General features: G+C 45.6%; 12 protein-coding genes and 2 pseudogenes. 12 read left to right on the top strand and 2 right to left on the bottom strand.

Annotated elements, in window-relative coordinates:
* Positions 1–146 precede the first annotated feature (146 nt).
* The 6 genes from hutC (at position 147) to AB4482_RS08900 (ending at position 7,511) form a co-directional block, all read left to right on the top strand.
* A complete protein-coding gene (gene hutC, locus AB4482_RS08925; RefSeq protein WP_017059778.1) occupies positions 147–860 on the top strand; it encodes a histidine utilization repressor in 714 nt (237 codons plus the stop codon).
* Between the two features lie 113 nt (positions 861–973).
* Complete coding sequence (hutI, locus tag AB4482_RS08920; RefSeq protein WP_372129913.1) at positions 974–2,224, top strand: imidazolonepropionase; 1,251 nt, start codon at positions 974–976, stop codon at positions 2,222–2,224.
* Positions 2,211–3,239, top strand: a complete 1,029-nt coding sequence (gene hutG, locus AB4482_RS08915; RefSeq protein WP_102393420.1) for a formimidoylglutamase — start codon at positions 2,211–2,213, stop codon at positions 3,237–3,239. Before hutI ends, hutG begins: the two co-directional genes overlap by 14 nt.
* Positions 3,240–3,335: 96 nt before the next feature.
* Positions 3,336–5,030: a urocanate hydratase gene (gene hutU / locus AB4482_RS08910; RefSeq protein WP_229647058.1), complete on the top strand. Its 1,695-nt coding sequence runs from the start codon at positions 3,336–3,338 to the stop codon at positions 5,028–5,030.
* A gap of 14 nt (positions 5,031–5,044) precedes the next feature.
* Positions 5,045–6,577 (top strand): histidine ammonia-lyase, encoded by a 1,533-nt coding sequence (gene hutH, locus AB4482_RS08905; RefSeq protein ID WP_102428045.1) that lies wholly within the window; start codon positions 5,045–5,047, stop codon positions 6,575–6,577.
* A gap of 208 nt (positions 6,578–6,785) precedes the next feature.
* On the top strand, positions 6,786–7,511 hold the full coding sequence (locus tag AB4482_RS08900; RefSeq protein ID WP_016792117.1) for a DUF3581 domain-containing protein: 726 nt from the start codon (positions 6,786–6,788) through the stop codon (positions 7,509–7,511).
* A 91-nt stretch (positions 7,512–7,602) separates the two neighbouring features.
* Here AB4482_RS08900 and AB4482_RS08895 read toward each other — a convergent pair whose 3' ends face one another.
* Positions 7,603–8,064, bottom strand: coding sequence for an isoprenylcysteine carboxylmethyltransferase family protein (locus AB4482_RS08895; RefSeq protein ID WP_017066183.1), 462 nt, complete (start codon positions 8,062–8,064; stop codon positions 7,603–7,605).
* 66 nt (positions 8,065–8,130) lie between these two features.
* Positions 8,131–11,166: an FAD-binding and (Fe-S)-binding domain-containing protein gene (locus AB4482_RS08890; protein WP_171733459.1), complete on the bottom strand. Its 3,036-nt coding sequence runs from the start codon at positions 11,164–11,166 to the stop codon at positions 8,131–8,133.
* Between the two features lie 222 nt (positions 11,167–11,388).
* Between AB4482_RS08890 and AB4482_RS08885 the strand changes: the two genes are divergently transcribed.
* The 6 genes and pseudogenes from AB4482_RS08885 (at position 11,389) to AB4482_RS08860 (ending at position 15,336) form a co-directional block, all read left to right on the top strand.
* Complete coding sequence (locus AB4482_RS08885; protein ID WP_017059770.1) at positions 11,389–12,072, top strand: DUF3334 family protein; 684 nt, start codon at positions 11,389–11,391, stop codon at positions 12,070–12,072.
* 209 nt (positions 12,073–12,281) lie between these two features.
* Entirely contained in the window at positions 12,282–12,971 is a 690-nt protein-coding gene (locus AB4482_RS08880) for a DUF2786 domain-containing protein (RefSeq protein ID WP_017059769.1), read from the top strand.
* Positions 12,972–13,070: 99 nt separating this feature from the next.
* Positions 13,071–13,739 carry an OmpA family protein gene (locus tag AB4482_RS08875; protein WP_372050980.1) on the top strand — a complete coding sequence of 223 codons (669 nt, stop codon included), beginning with the start codon at positions 13,071–13,073 and terminating at the stop codon, positions 13,737–13,739.
* A 157-nt stretch (positions 13,740–13,896) separates the two neighbouring features.
* Positions 13,897–14,464: pseudogene (locus AB4482_RS08870) on the top strand (tetratricopeptide repeat protein); the annotation flags it as partial.
* A gap of 80 nt (positions 14,465–14,544) precedes the next feature.
* Positions 14,545–14,982: pseudogene (locus tag AB4482_RS08865) on the top strand (hypothetical protein); the annotation flags it as partial.
* Positions 14,983–15,147: 165 nt separating this feature from the next.
* Positions 15,148–15,336, top strand: coding sequence for a hypothetical protein (locus tag AB4482_RS08860; protein WP_017059767.1), 189 nt, complete (start codon positions 15,148–15,150; stop codon positions 15,334–15,336).
* Positions 15,337–15,436 lie beyond the last annotated feature (100 nt).

Genomic DNA, 15,436 nt, shown 5'->3' with positions numbered 1-15,436 from the left:
GTTATTGCGTGACAATTTGCGACACTTGCCTCACAGAATCAAGCAATTTGCCCCATCTATGTTGAATAAGGTCACATTGCCCGAGGAAATGTTGAAATCGTGAAAAATTCCGTTACTCTATTTGTATAGTCAAATAAGGTTTCATTATGTCGAAAGCACCGCTCTACCTTCAGATAAAACAGTTCATAGATGACAAGATCAGCAGTGGTCATTGGCCGGTGGGTTACCAAATCACCACAGAACTCGAACTTACCGAGCAGTTCAATGTGAGTCGAATGACGGTCAATAAAGCCATTCGAGATCTTGTGTCTGAAGGCAAGCTCATCAGGAAACCAAGACTGGGGACTTTTGTTTGTGAACCCGACGAAAAAGCGCAATCTCCGTTGCTTGATATCAACAACATAGCGCAAGAGATCAAAGACCGAGGCCAAACGTATACTAGCCAAGTTATCAAGCACGATAGTATCAAGGCTGATGAAAGCACGGCTACACGGTTAGGTGTGATGATTAACGCAGAAGTGTTCTATAGTGAAATCATACACTTTGCGGACAACGCACCGATTCAATTGGAAGCGCGCTGGGTGAACTCTCAAGCCGCTCCAAAATACCTAGAGCAAGACTTTTCAACCTCTACGCCCAACGAATACCTTTCAAAAAGCTGCCCGTTAAGTGCTATCGAGCACACGGTTGAAGCCATTATTCCAGATTCTCAAATCAGAACGTCACTAAAGCTATCTGAATCAGAACCTTGCCTTCTTTTGAATAGAAGAACATGGAGCAAAGAACGCCTCATCAGCTTTGCATTGCTCTACCATCCTGGCTCTAAGTACAAATTAAGCTCCAAGATACTTCTAGATTAAAGAACATCATCCTGATCGCCGATCACATTTTTGCAACATCAACTTGATTCGGGTCAGCGTTTAGCCTATTTATTTGTATATACATTTAATATTTAGCAAAGATCTAGGTGATTATGAATTTGATCCTCAAAAACGCACGAGTGGTCTCCATGAGTTCGGGAGCCGACGGTTATCAGCCCTCTTCCCCTCAAGATATCGTTATCGAAGACGGTAAGATCGTGTCTATCTCTTGTTCAAACCATGAGGCTCATGCTTATGAGGTAGAACAACCGAGCACTGATAACTCTGCGGATTACATCACCTATGATTGCAAAAACAAGCTCGTTACCCCAGGTCTGATTGATTGCCACACTCACCTCGTATTTGCAGGCAATCGCGCCAACGAATTTGAACAGCGTTTGAATGGTATCTCTTACACCGACATCGCCAAACAAGGCGGCGGGATTCTTGCGACAGTCACTGCAACACGCGCAGCGCAAGAGTCTGAACTGGTTGAAATGGCACTACCTAGACTCGATGGCCTGCTAAGAAGTGGCGTAACCAGCATCGAAGTAAAATCGGGCTATGGTTTAACACTTGAAGACGAACTCAAGATGTTACGTGCAGCTAAAGCGTTAGAAAATCATCGCCGAATTAAGATCACTACCACTCTCCTTGCAGCACACGCAGTACCGCCAGAATACAAAGAACAACCAGATCGTTACATAGATCTGGTTTGCCAAGAGATCATTCCTAAAGCTGCGGGGCAAGGGCTCGCCGATGCCGTTGACGTGTTCTGCGAATCTATCGGCTTCAACTTAGAACAAACCGAACGTGTATTTGCAGCTGCCAAAGCACATGGGCTAGCGATTAAAGGTCACACTGAACAACTTTCAAATATGGGCGGCAGTGCGCTCGCAGCTAAATACGGTGCACTCTCTGTCGACCATGTTGAATACCTTGATGAAACCGGAGTAAAAGCACTGGCAGAATCAGGCACAGTCGCCACCTTATTACCCGGGGCTTTCTACTTCTTGAAAGAGACTCAACAGCCACCTATTGCTTTACTTCGTGAACACAAAATCCCAATGGCGATCGCGACCGACCTAAACCCCGGCACATCTCCCTTTGCAGACTTAACGCTGATGATGAACATGAGCTGCACCCTGTTTGGTACGACGCCTGAAGAAGCGCTACGCGGTGTAACTTGTAACGCGGCGGCTGCCATTGGTGAGTCACAAACCAAAGGCAAAGTCGAAATCGGTTATGCCGCAGATTTGGCTATCTGGAACATCGACCACCCTGCAGATCTAAGCTATCAAGTCGGTGTTCCTCACCTGCATAAACGCATTGTTAATGGCGAGGTGTGTCATGACTCAATCTAAATCCAACGGTATCCAAGAGAACGCAACAACCGTGCATAACTTTGTGTGGACCGGACGTAATGATCTTGAAGATGGCGCACTCGGTACTCGCGTTCATCACATTACCAAGCAAGTGCAAAGTAGTGAGTTAAGTGACAAGCTGACTGACGGTGATATCGCCTTGGTAGGCTTTGCCAGCGATGCCGGTGTTGCAAGAAATAAAGGACGCGTGGGCGCGAAACAAGCACCTAACTTGATACGCCAAGCGTTGGCGAATATGGCTTGGCACAGTGACGCACACATCGCCGATCTTGGTGATATCGAGTGCAATGATGGTCAATTAGAAGTCAGCCAAAAACAGTGTGCTTCTGTGATTGCCAATGCCTTAGCAACCAACAAAGTGATTACCCTTGGCGGTGGTCACGAGGTGGCTTGGGCAACGTTCCAAGGTCTCGCTGAGCACCTAAATAAAATTCAATCAGAACACAATCCTAAGATCGGCATCGTTAATTTTGATGCTCACTTTGATCTTCGTGAATTTGAAAGCGACATCACCGATGTTAAACCGAGCTCCGGCACGCCTTTTAACCAGATCAGTGATTACTGCCACGCACATCAATGGCCGTTTCATTACGCTTGTCTTGGTGTGAGTGCCGCCAGCAATACCAAAGCGCTGTTTAACAAAGCTGACCAACTGGGCGTGTGGTATGAACACGACCGCAACATGACCCAAGTGAATCAAGTCGCTCAACTGATCAAGTTACAAAAATTCATCGTTGAGTGTGATTATCTCTATCTCACCATTGATCTCGATGTTTTCCCCGCAGCTACTGCGCCGGGTGTTAGTGCCCCAGCAGCAAGAGGCGTTAGCTATGAAGCACTCGCTCCTTTTCTAGAACAGATTTTCCAACACAGTGAAAAACTCATTATCGCGGACATAGCGGAATACAACCCAGACTACGACGTCGATGGCCAAACGGCTCGATTAGCGGCTCGTTTATGTTGGGATATTGCCAGTGCAATGGCCAGCGACTAATCCAGCTATACCGATAACTACAACTACAACTACAACTACAACTACAACTACAACTACAACTACAACGATATAACGTGAAACAGAAGGAATTCCAAAATGACGGAACACCACAACAGTGACCCTCGTCTCGACACGACTCGCGAAATTCGCGCACCTCATGGCACCACTTTGCGCGCTAAATCTTGGTTAACAGAAGCACCACTGCGTATGCTGATGAACAACCTAGACCCTGATGTGGCAGAACACCCACATGCACTGGTTGTTTATGGCGGTATTGGTCGCGCTGCGCGTGATTGGAAATGTTACGACAAGATTGTTGAAGTATTAGAGCGTTTAGAGGACGACCAAACGTTACTTGTTCAATCCGGTAAACCTGTGGGCGTGTTCCCGACTCATAAAAACGCACCTCGCGTACTGATCGCTAACTCGAACCTTGTTCCACACTGGGCGAACTGGGAACACTTCAACGAGCTCGATAAAGAAGGCTTGATGATGTACGGCCAAATGACCGCGGGCAGCTGGATCTACATTGGTTCACAAGGCATCGTTCAAGGTACTTACGAAACCTTTGTCGCTATCGCGAAGAAGCACTTCCAAGGTGAAGCAAACGGCAAGTGGGTTCTAACGGGCGGTCTTGGTGGAATGGGCGGCGCTCAACCTCTTGCTGCAACGATGGCTGGCTTCTCAATGATCGCAGTGGAGTGTGATGAATCACGAATCGACTACCGCTTGCGTACTGGCTATGTAGACAAAAAAGCCACCAGCTTAGATGAAGCGATGGCAATCATTAAAGAGTCAGACACGCCAATCTCTGTTGGCTTATTAGGTAACGCCGCAGACGTCTTCCCAGAGTTAGTTGAACGCAATATCACACCTGATGTGGTGACTGACCAAACCTCTGCCCACGATCCTCTTAACGGCTACTTGCCGCAAGGTTGGACGATGGAGAAAGCCGCACAAGAGCGCTCCATTGATGAAGCAAAAGTGGTGAAAGCCGCTAAGCAATCTATGGCGATTCAAGTACAAGCGATGTTAGACCTGCAATACCGCAGCGCAGCGACCGTGGATTACGGTAATAACATTCGCCAAATGGCACTGGAAGAAGGCGTAGAAAACGCGTTTGATTTCCCAGGTTTCGTTCCGGCTTATATTCGACCTTTATTCTGCGAAGGTATTGGTCCTTTCCGTTGGGCGGCACTATCTGGTGACCCAGAAGACATCTACAAAACAGACCAAAAAGTAAAAGAACTGATTCCAGACAACCCACATCTACATAACTGGCTAGATATGGCGCGTGAACGCATTCAGTTCCAAGGCCTGCCAGCGCGTATTTGTTGGGTTGGCTTGAAAGATCGTGAACGCTTAGGCCAAGCATTCAATGAAATGGTGAAAAATGGCGAACTGAAAGCACCAGTTGTTATCGGTCGTGACCACCTAGATTCAGGTTCAGTAGCAAGCCCGAACCGCGAAACAGAAGGCATGATGGATGGATCAGATGCCGTATCAGATTGGCCTCTATTGAATGCCCTTCTGAACACAGCGGGCGGCGCAACTTGGGTTTCTTTGCACCACGGTGGTGGCGTTGGTATGGGCTTCTCGCAACACTCAGGCATGGTGATTTGTTGTGACGGCAGTGAAGATGCATCACAGCGTATTGCTCGCGTACTTCACAATGACCCAGCAACAGGCGTTATGCGTCATGCTGATGCGGGTTACGATATTGCCAAGCAGTGTGCTAAAGAGCAGAAGCTTGATTTACCTATGCTAAACGAAGAACTTCGTCGCCTTTAACTTCTGGAGAGAACATGTTGAATTTATTACTTAAACCAGGACTTCTAGGCCTGCCTGAACTTCGAAAAATCAGCCGTAGCCCTGTAAACTTATCACTCGATCCAGCAGCGATTCCTGATATTGAAGCGAGCATGCACGTTGTAGAACAAGTGATTGCTGAAGATCGCACTGTGTATGGCATCAATACGGGTTTTGGCTTATTGGCAAATACCAAAATTGCGCCTGAAGATTTAGAAGTACTACAGAAAAGTATCGTGCTTTCTCACGCGGCCGGCATTGGTAAATTCATGTCTGATGAAACCGTGCGCTTGATGATGGTGTTAAAGATTAACAGCTTGTCTCGTGGTTACTCGGGTATCCGACTCAAGGTCATCAATGCTCTTATCGATCTTGTGAACGCACAGGTTTACCCATGTGTTCCACAAAAAGGATCAGTAGGTGCATCTGGAGATCTTGCTCCCCTCGCCCACATGAGTACGGTACTTCTAGGTGAAGGCCAAGCGCGCCACAACGGCAAAATCATCACTGGCTTAGAAGCAATGCAGATCGCTGGCTTGGAGCCAATCACACTTGCGCCGAAAGAAGGCTTAGCGCTGTTAAACGGCACACAAGCATCGACTGCCTTTGCATTAGAAGGTCTGTTCGCAGCGGAAGACTTGTTTGCGTCTGCAACCGTATGTGGTGCAATGTCTGTAGAAGCTGCACTGGGTAGTCGTCGTCCGTTTGACCCTCGAATTCATCGCGTTCGTGGTCATCGTGGTCAAATGGATGCCGCGCTTGCTTATCGCCATATGCTTGATCAAAAGAGTGAGATTGGTGAATCACACACTTGCTGTGAAAAGGTTCAAGACCCTTACTCGTTGCGCTGTCAGCCTCAAGTGATGGGTGCCTGTTTACAGCAAATTCGTAATTCAGCAGAAACGTTAAACGTTGAAGCGAACTCGGTATCGGATAACCCACTGGTATTTGCTGAAGACGGCGACATTATTTCAGGTGGTAACTTCCACGCAGAACCTGTGGCAATGGCAGCGGATAACCTAGCACTTGCGATTGCAGAAATTGGTAGCCTTTCTGAACGAAGAATGGCACTGCTGATTGATAGCGCACTAAGCAAACTTCCACCTTTCTTAGTCGATAACGGCGGCGTTAACTCAGGCTTTATGATTGCTCAAGTAACGTCTGCTGCTCTGGCAAGCGAGAATAAAACACTGGCACACCCAGCTTCAGTAGACAGCCTTCCAACATCGGCAAACCAAGAAGATCATGTATCTATGGCAACCTTTGCGGGTCGTCGACTGCGTGACATGGCAGAAAACACCCGTGGCATCTTGGCTGTTGAATACTTAGCAGCAGCACAAGGCTTGGATTTTAGAGCACCAAATCTCTCTTCTCCTCGAGTAGAAGAAGCAAAACAGATACTGCGCGAGAAAGTCAGCTTCTACGACAAAGATCGCTACTTCTCACCAGATATCGAGCAAGCTAACTTATTGCTCAAATTGTCTGTACACAACCACTTAATGCCTGAAGGTATTTTGTGTAGCTTCTGAGTCGTGAAATAACACGTCATATAAACAAGGGCTATCGATTAGCCCTTGTTGCATTGAGCCAGTCACCATATCCCCTGTAAAACTGCCACATACCATCCAACGTATTTATCTAATTGACTGATATATAAGCAAAGTTAACTGGATAGACCATTAGATCGAAGTTAGTTAGCTATAATCCACCCCAGATTTGATGACTAATAGCGATACTATGTTTCTGACACCTTACTTTTCTACTGAAGACAATCAATTTCAATTCACTCGTGAACAAGCTAGCCACTTTGCTAAAAAAGTAGCTGCTGACTTCAACCCAATTCACGATGAAGACAACAAGCGCTTCTGCGTGCCTGGCGATCTTTTGTTTGCAGTTCTTCTGCAGAAAGAAGGCATCAGCCAAAAAATGCGTTTTGATTTTTCAGGTATGGTGGGTAACGGTATTGCGCTTAGCGTTGACAACAAATGTGAGAAAGAAAGCTCACTGGTTGACGAGAAAGGCAAAGAGTACCTACACATGTCTTGTGAAGGTGAAAAGAGCCACGACCAAGCATTCATCGAGCACGTGGTAACAAACTACGTTAAGTTCTCTGGCATGAACTTCCCACACATCATGGTTCCTCTTATGGAAGAACAACAAATGATGATCAACTGCCAACGTCCTCTAGTGATTTACGAGAGCATGGAAGTTGAATTTACTCGCCTAGACCTGTCTCACCCAGAAGTTGAATTCTCTGGCGCGACTTTTGATGTTGAAGGCAAACGTGGCATCGTGACCCTGAACTTCGATTTCAAAGAAGACGGCGAAGTAGTAGGTAAAGGCGTGAAGCGTATGGTAGCAAGTGGCCTTAAGCCATACGACCAAGCTTCTGTAGACGACCTAGTAAACCGCTTCAACGAACGCAAAGAGATGTTTCTAGCTCAGTTCACAGCCGCTGCTTAATCAGCTCTAGAACAAGATCAATAAAGCCCAGCTTGATAATCTCAAGCTGGGCTTTTTTATTTCGATTACTAAGCCAGCACTCAAATCATCACTAAATCCAGCGTCTAACCTTTTGTTTGTAATCAACATATTCTGCGCCGAATAATTGTTCTAGTGCTCGCTCTTCGGGTTTGATTTGGAAGTAATTCATGTAGATTACGAAGCCAAAGCTAAGTAGTACACTGAAGATATTCTGGAAGAAGTAGCCAAAGCAAAATAGCAGGATGAACAACCCTAAGTACATTGGGTTTCGCGTGTAGCCAAAAATTCCACTGTCCACGACGGCTGAAGCGGTTTCTACTTTGATCGGGTTAACGGTGGTTTTCTGTTTTCGAAATTCCAATATGCCGGATATTCCGATCACACCACTCAATGTGACTCCGATTCCTAACACAATCATTCCATAAGGCAATGCCAGTGTCCCTTGGCTCAACTGTTGAGCGCAGAAGTATGATGCTACGAATACAATAATGAACAGTGCAACTGGTGGTACTTTTAATTCTAGAAATTTCATACTTTTCCTTATTAACATTCCTTTGTTAGTTTAGAAAAAAGCCCAGCAATTGCTGGGCTAAATGTATTAGAGAATTTTTGCTAGCGCCTGTAATGGGTGAGCAAGCTTCTCACCTTCAAAACGCTTCACTTGGCTGCGGCAAGAATAGCCCGTCACCAAGCAACGATCTTTTGGTAAGTCCTGCATTTGAGGCTTCCAGCTTAAACCATATATGTCTTTCGACATTTGTAGCTTATCGACTTCGTGGCCGAAAGTTCCCGCCATACCACAACAGCCGACAGGAACGCTGGTTAACGCCGCCCCAAAGTGTTTGAAGATAGTACCCCACTCTTTTTCAGCGTTCGGCATTTTGGTTTTCTCAGTACAGTGAGCAAACAAGTACCACATATCTTCACTTGCTGAGCGTGCTTCGAACTCACCTAGCGATGGCATTAACCATTCATGCACAGTAAGTACATCAAAGTCGCCGCGCTTGTCACCTAAGATCTCGACATATTCATCGCGGTAACAAAGCACAAGAGCAGGATCAACACCGACCAAAGGAATTCCGATATCCGCCACCATCGACAAGAAATCCGAAGTCGATTTCGCCTCACGTGCAAAACGATTTAAGAAGCCCTTGATGTGCAACGCTTTACCATTCGGTTTGAACGGCAGCAGTACCGGAGTTTTGCCAAGTTTTTGAGCCAGAGTGACGAAGTCTTCAATCACCTCGGCATCATAGAAGCTGGTAAACGGGTCTTGAACGATCAGCACATGCTGTTTCTTCTGTTCAGAAGACAAGCCTTCTAAATACTGTAAATCGAAGAGTTGCAGCTCTTTACTCGCTAGACGATTTTTGAGCGTAGGCACCGACATCAATGGTGCATCAACATAACCGACCGTTTTAGCTGTTGCCGTTTGGATCCACTTTTGACCCAATGCAGCGTTGACTACTTTTGGCGCTTTCGCCATCAGCGGCAGCATGGTTTCAATGTTGGCAACTAGATAATCTTTTGCAGGGCGCTGGTAACGCGAGTAGTAGATGTTCAAGAATCGAGAACGGAAACTTGGTACATCGACTTTGATCGGACATTGACTCGCACACGCTTTACACGCCAAACAACCGTTCATCGCCTCATGAACTTCATGCGAGAAATCGTACTCATGGCGTTTGTTCATCGTATTGCGAACACGCTCAATCATAGTCTTAACGGGTGTGTTGTCTTTCAACGCTTCTTGCTCAAGGTCGAGAATATCAACGCCTTGTTCAGTCAGTTGACGCAACCACTCTCTTACCAAGCCTGCGCGGCCTTTGGGTGAGTGACGTCGGTCAGCCGTAACTTTCATTGAAGGACACATTGGCGAGCTAGTATCGTAGTTGAAACACAAGCCGTTACCGTTACATTCCATTGCTTGCTTGAAGCTGTCACGAACTTGTACGTCGATCTGACGGTCGTAGAAACCACGCTTGGTATCGGTGACTTTCACCAATTCAGCGTCACTTTCTAAAGGCGTACAGATCTTGCCTGGGTTCATCTTGTTGTGCGGGTCGAATGCTGCTTTAATACGTCTTAATTCGGTAAACAGCTCTTCACCAAAGAAGTCTGGGCCATACTCAGAACGGAAACCTTTACCGTGCTCGCCCCACATTAAACCGCCGTATTTCGCCACCAGCTTAACCACTTCATCAGAGACTTCATGCATCAATGCTTCTTGCATCGGGTCACACAGATCCAATGCTGGACGAACGTGTAATACGCCCGCGTCAACGTGACCAAACATGCCGTAATTCAACTCTTTTGAATCGAGTAACACTCTAAATTCAGAGATGAAATCCGCGAGGTTTTCTGGTGGTACACAAGTATCTTCAGCAAAAGCGACTGGCTTAGCTCGGCCTTTCGCCGCACCTAACAGACCCACTGCTTTCTTACGCATGTTGTAGATTCGGCCAATGCTCGCCAAATCGCTACAAACTTGAAAACCAATCACGCCGGCTTCTTCGCTTTCAACCATGGTTTCAAGGCGTGCAGTCAGCGCTTGAACTTGCTGTTCAACTTCCGCTTCATCTTGGCCTGCAAACTCAACCATGTTGATGCCAAGCATCTCTTTGTTCGGAACATCAGTCAGCAAATCGCTCACGGTGTGCCAAACGATGTCTTGCTTCGCTAGGTTCAATACTCTTGAATCTACCGTTTCAACAGACAGTGCTTTCGCTTCCACCATGAACGGCGCATTACGCAGCGCAGAATCAAACGTGTTGTATTTCACGTTAACCAGTGTGCGCGCTTTTGGAATCTTGGTTAGGTTTAACTTTGCTTCCGTGATGAATGCTAAAGAACCTTCAGCGCCACATAGAACGCGAGTTAGGTCAAAGCTGTCATCTTGTTCGTTGATTGCATTCTTTAGGTCATAGCCTGTTAAGAAGCGATTCAGCGGAGGGAATTTATCTAAGATTTGAGCGCGTTTGTCTCGACAAACCGCCTCTGTCACCGTAAGTGCATGGTGAGCGAATTCACCCTCTACAGGTAATCCGTGTGATAAATCAGATTCTAGACATGAACCATCTGCGAACACCGCTTGCAGCGACAATACATGGTCAGACGTTTTGCCGTACTTCAATGACCCTTGGCCCGAAGCATCGGTATTGATCATGCCACCCAAGGTTGCTCGGTTACTGGTAGAAAGGTCTGGAGAGAAAAAGTAACCATAAGGGCGAACAGCGTCGTTCAATTGATCTTTAACGACACCAGACTGAACTCTTACCCAGCCCTCTTTCTCGTTAATCTCAAGAACCTTATTCATGTATCGCGACAGGTCAACCACGACACCTTTTGTTAAAGATTGTCCGTTGGTTCCGGTACCGCCGCCACGAGGGGAAAAAGTCACGCGTTCGTAAGCGGATTTAGAAACCACTTTACCGATAAGCACAACGTCTTGCGTTGTTTTAGGAAGGATGACCGCCTGCGGCAATTGCTGATAGACACTATTATCAGTCGCCACAGCCAAACGGCTAGAATATTGAGATTCAATGTCGCCAGTAAAGCCCGCTGTTTTTAGTTCATCTAAAAAGCGTACGACAACTGGATCGACATCAGCATTGAGTTGAAGTCTTGGTAACATTTGCTTCCTGCCCCTACTTCGCTGATCCTATCAGCATTGGGTTATCTGAGATTTTTAATAATTTTCTTTGAATTTCGTCACTTTACTACTATTAAGATCATATAAAAAGGTGATCAAATCAGAATCTCAGTGCAAGAATGGAGAAATAGTCACTTTCGTCTTAATTCAGTAACAATATACTGAATAACATTTTGTTTAAGACATCTCCACGAGCACATCACAATGAAAAAAAACAAAACAGTCACAACTGAAGATATCCTTCTTAAACTATGCCAATCAGTCTCAAGCGTACTTACTTCAGCGACGGCTTCTCAGGTGTCCTATTCAGCCATGGTTCAAAAGATCAACAAAACAAGCCTCAAGCCAGACTTTGGTTGCTTCGTTCTGTTTGACGGCGGCTTTTCTGGTCTTGTTGTTATCAATTTTACGTCCAAAGCAGCGTTAGAGATCTACACCAATTACATGCGCAATATGGGCATGCCTGAAAACGAGCTCGCTGTGCTTCATACTTCAGACGAAGTGGGTGATGTATTGGGTGAGTTGATGAACCAATTGGTGGGTGACTTCACCAATAAAATCCGCAAAGAGCTGCAAACCAACATCACACAAAACCAACCGAAAATGCTGGCTCTGAACAAGCAAGTAAACCTTTCTGTTGATACTAACCTCGATCGTCCACAAGCTCGTCGTGTGACCTTCTCTACCGCCAATAACAACATCTTCTACCTTGAGCTTGCGATGGATAAGACCGAATTCATTCAATTGGAAGAATTTGAAATCGCAGAAGACGAATGTCCAGATAGCATTCTTGAGGCGACTCAGAAAAAAATGCAAGAAGCGAACAAGCCAGCTCAAAGCTCTGGCAATGATTCTGCAGCAGACCTACTCGATGAACTGGGTATCTAGTTTGCAAATGCTCTAGTCACTTTAAAAAATCGTGTCACTAACGCCATCAATACGCTTGATGGCGTTTTTGTTTTTACCGTCAAGTCGGCTCATGCAGTTCAATGTTCACCGCCTCACTTGTTCATCAAACCAGTTTTGCCTTTCTGTTACCCGCGAAAACATGTAAAATGTTGGACTTTTAAAAATTTGCGGTACTGATTAAATTGTCGATGGATAAGAAAAAAGCCCTAAAGAAAATTGCCAAGTGTCTTGAGCTTGGAAATTCTGCGAACGTCAATGAAGCTGCCAATGCGATAAAAATGGCGCATAACTTGATGCTGAAATATGGTCTCGAAAAAGACGATATTGAATTTATCAAGATGGGGAAAACTCAGTCCAGTCACCTGTTACCTGCAAATATCAGTTCTACACTGCTGCGCGTTATTCGCGGTATCAACACCAAGTTTGGCGTAGAAGCCGTGTTACTGAATCACAAAGGCCTCAAGCGCGTTGAATTCATTGGTGAAGCCGACCGCGCGATCTTCGCAGCCTTCGCTTTCGATATCATTTATCGCGAGCTGAATGAACACACCGGCCAATTCAGAAATAGCTTTGCTGGCTCTGGCACAGGGTCCTTAGAAGTGACACGCCGCGTGAACTCGTTTGTTTCAGGCTGGGTTGAAGGTGCGCTTGAAAAGCTACCAACCATTACTCCCGACGACGAATCAAACAACAAGATCAATAACTACATTGATAAAGAATTCAAAAATATCGACCGTGAAACGTTCAAGCAGCAACTGAGAGAAGCGATGAAAAACCTCACCGCCGATTATGAAGTTGGTTTGAAGAAAGGTCGTAAATTGTCTGTTAATCGACCAGTTGGCGGTACCCAGGCAGCTAAAAAGATAACTAAATCATAGAGCCACTTTACATTGCTTCGACGTATTGATAAAAACCATCAATAAGATTTACAGGACTATGTTTGTCACTCGAATTCATTCGTTTGACAGAAGTACATGATGGAGAAATACGTTAAAAAAATCACACTAGCCCTAGCGCTTACTATCGCTTTAACGGGTTGTCAGGCAACTCAACGCCAAAACGCGACAACTGGCGAATCTGAGGCTAACTCTGCAACTCAAGGCGCTCTAATTGGTGCACTCGCTGGTGCCGTTGCTGGTGCTGCAACTGGTGACTCTAAAGACCGTGGTAAACGTGCACTTATTGGTGCTGCCGGTGGCGCCGCTGTTGGTGGTGGTATTGGTTACTACTTTGACCGACAAGAAGCTGCCCTTCGTGAAGAGCTAATGAATTCAGGCGTTCAAGTTGAACGTGTCGGTGAGAACCAACTTCTACTTCGCCTAGAAAACGGCATCGGTTTTGATTCTGGCTCCTACGCTTTGGAATCAAGCATTCACAATACCCTTCGCGGCGTTGCTCGCATCCTAGTTGAATACCCAGACACTAGCCTAGTGATTGAAGGTCACACTGACAGCGAATCGACGAACCAAATCCTTTCTGAGCGTCGAGCTGAATCTGTTCGTGCATTCTTGATCTCTCAAGACGTTGCTGCAGGTCGTGCTATTGCTCGTGGTAACGGTGAGCGCTACCCTCTATGTGACAATAACACCTCTCAAGGTCGTGCTTGTAACCGTCGCGTAGAAATTCAAATCTTGCCGCTTAAGTAGCACGATTAAAGCCCAGTCCATCTTTATCTATTGAATTAACCTCTATATAGTTGTTTATCAGTTATGTTACTCATTTAACGTGATAATAATAATCAACGACCATAAAGCGTATTCATACTGACATATCGATTCTGGGCTTTTTTACGAGACTTATCTTTTGCTGATCCTATCCAACATTCTGTCATCATCATTTCTTAGAACACTATTTCTAGCCCTCATCTTTTCCACGATTCAACTGTCCACCACACATTTCGTGCACGCAGCAAGCAGTGATGAATTTTCACTAGAATCACAACCTCAAGATCCAGTTTCTCAATACCAATTGGCTCAAGCTTATGAATCGGGTGTCGACGTTCCTGTTAGCACCAGTGATGCATTGTATTGGTACACGCAGTCAGCAGAAAACGGCAACCCAAACGCGCAATTTAGACTGGGTGAATGGTACTTGGCAGGTACAGGTGTTGAACAAAGTAACAAGCTTGCTTTGGAATGGTTTATTAAAGCGGCGTTGCAAGGTAACCAGCGCGCACCTATCGAGGTAGCAAAACTCTACGAATCCTCGCTAGAACAAGACCTCCTTCAACCATTAGATAAAGCGCAGCTATGGTATGAAGCAGCCTTAAAAGATAATCCACAAGCAGAAGAGGGCTACAACCGCATTTTGGAAGCACAATTCAACCAGCAACGTGCAAAACAGATCTCTTCAATAGAACAGCTCGATGACAGCATCGACTCTGAAATAGACACCAGTCAGGGGGTATCTAAGCACGTTCAATCTAACCAAGCATCACGCTCTAACCTCTCCAGTTCTAACCTAACTAGCTCTGACTATATGATTGGTGCTGCGTTGGCCGTGTTGATTTCAATCATCAGCATTATTGCGACGCTCGTTATCTCAAGAAAAAGACAAGCTCTAAAGTCGGGTGATTCGCGACAGCAACAACAATCACTTGAAGCGCAGCTTAGCTCGAAGGACCTTACGATTAAGCAGCAAAAACGCCAGCTGAACACTATGTTCCACGAATTGAAGAAGCAGAAAAACAGCAAAGGTCTGAGTAATTTGCAGGTGGCCTGCGCGCTATTTGGCTACACACCTAGCTCAATCCCCGACCAGAAAAGCATCAAGATCCGATACAAACAGCTATCAAAGATCTACCATCCAGATGGTCACGGATGTGACGAAGAAATGAAACGTTTGAACAATGCGCTAAAAACCATTTTACAAAATGTTACAAAACCGTAAACAAACACACATCTTCATTTTCCTAGATCTCAAAGATATCGATTTTATTGGTGTTGCAATCGATCCCCCTCTCAAAAACGGGTAACAAACTATTAACTAATGGGTCTTACTTGTGTCATAATTTGCGCCGAAAATACACCTGACTTAAACAGGTGAGGAGAGAATATGTTCACAATAGAAGGCGTTTGTGATTGGTGCAAAAAGCCAAGCCTAGTTAAAAAGCACGACTACCTAGATGGTAAGTGTCATCATGCATGTAACGAGTGCAATGATATTGCAACCATTGATGTTCGCCAGTTCAATATTGGTGAAATGGAAATGAGAGCAAAACTCTCCCAAGCGACATTGAGATAAGCAACACCGTGAAATATAAGAAAGCGCCTAAGGCGCTTTTTTTGTGCCTGTGGTTTTAGATCTTCTTTCTTCTTTCTTCTTTCTTCTTTCTTCTTTGTTC

This window comes from Vibrio sp. 10N.222.55.C7 (assembly GCF_041473335.1).
Classification (GTDB): Bacteria; Pseudomonadota; Gammaproteobacteria; order Enterobacterales; family Vibrionaceae; genus Vibrio; species Vibrio crassostreae_C.
The sequence above is the reverse complement of the archived record's forward strand: the minus strand, read 5'-3'. Positions and strand labels throughout refer to the sequence as shown.

What these genes read in the sequence shown, in the direction of transcription:
- hutC (WP_017059778.1), top strand. Translation starts at nt 147, where the DNA reads ATGTCGAAAGCACCGCTCTACCTTCAGATAAAACAGTTCATAGATGAC.
- hutI (WP_372129913.1), top strand. Translation starts at nt 974, where the DNA reads ATGAATTTGATCCTCAAAAACGCACGAGTGGTCTCCATGAGTTCGGGA.
- hutG (WP_102393420.1), top strand. Translation starts at nt 2,211, where the DNA reads ATGACTCAATCTAAATCCAACGGTATCCAAGAGAACGCAACAACCGTG.
- hutU (WP_229647058.1), top strand. Translation starts at nt 3,336, where the DNA reads ATGACGGAACACCACAACAGTGACCCTCGTCTCGACACGACTCGCGAA.
- hutH (WP_102428045.1), top strand. Translation starts at nt 5,045, where the DNA reads ATGTTGAATTTATTACTTAAACCAGGACTTCTAGGCCTGCCTGAACTT.
- AB4482_RS08900 (WP_016792117.1), top strand. Translation starts at nt 6,786, where the DNA reads ATGTTTCTGACACCTTACTTTTCTACTGAAGACAATCAATTTCAATTC.
- AB4482_RS08895 (WP_017066183.1), bottom strand. Translation starts at nt 8,064, where the DNA reads ATGAAATTTCTAGAATTAAAAGTACCACCAGTTGCACTGTTCATTATT.
- AB4482_RS08890 (WP_171733459.1), bottom strand. Translation starts at nt 11,166, where the DNA reads ATGTTACCAAGACTTCAACTCAATGCTGATGTCGATCCAGTTGTCGTA.
- AB4482_RS08885 (WP_017059770.1), top strand. Translation starts at nt 11,389, where the DNA reads ATGAAAAAAAACAAAACAGTCACAACTGAAGATATCCTTCTTAAACTA.
- AB4482_RS08880 (WP_017059769.1), top strand. Translation starts at nt 12,282, where the DNA reads ATGGATAAGAAAAAAGCCCTAAAGAAAATTGCCAAGTGTCTTGAGCTT.
- AB4482_RS08875 (WP_372050980.1), top strand. Translation starts at nt 13,071, where the DNA reads ATGGAGAAATACGTTAAAAAAATCACACTAGCCCTAGCGCTTACTATC.
- AB4482_RS08860 (WP_017059767.1), top strand. Translation starts at nt 15,148, where the DNA reads ATGTTCACAATAGAAGGCGTTTGTGATTGGTGCAAAAAGCCAAGCCTA.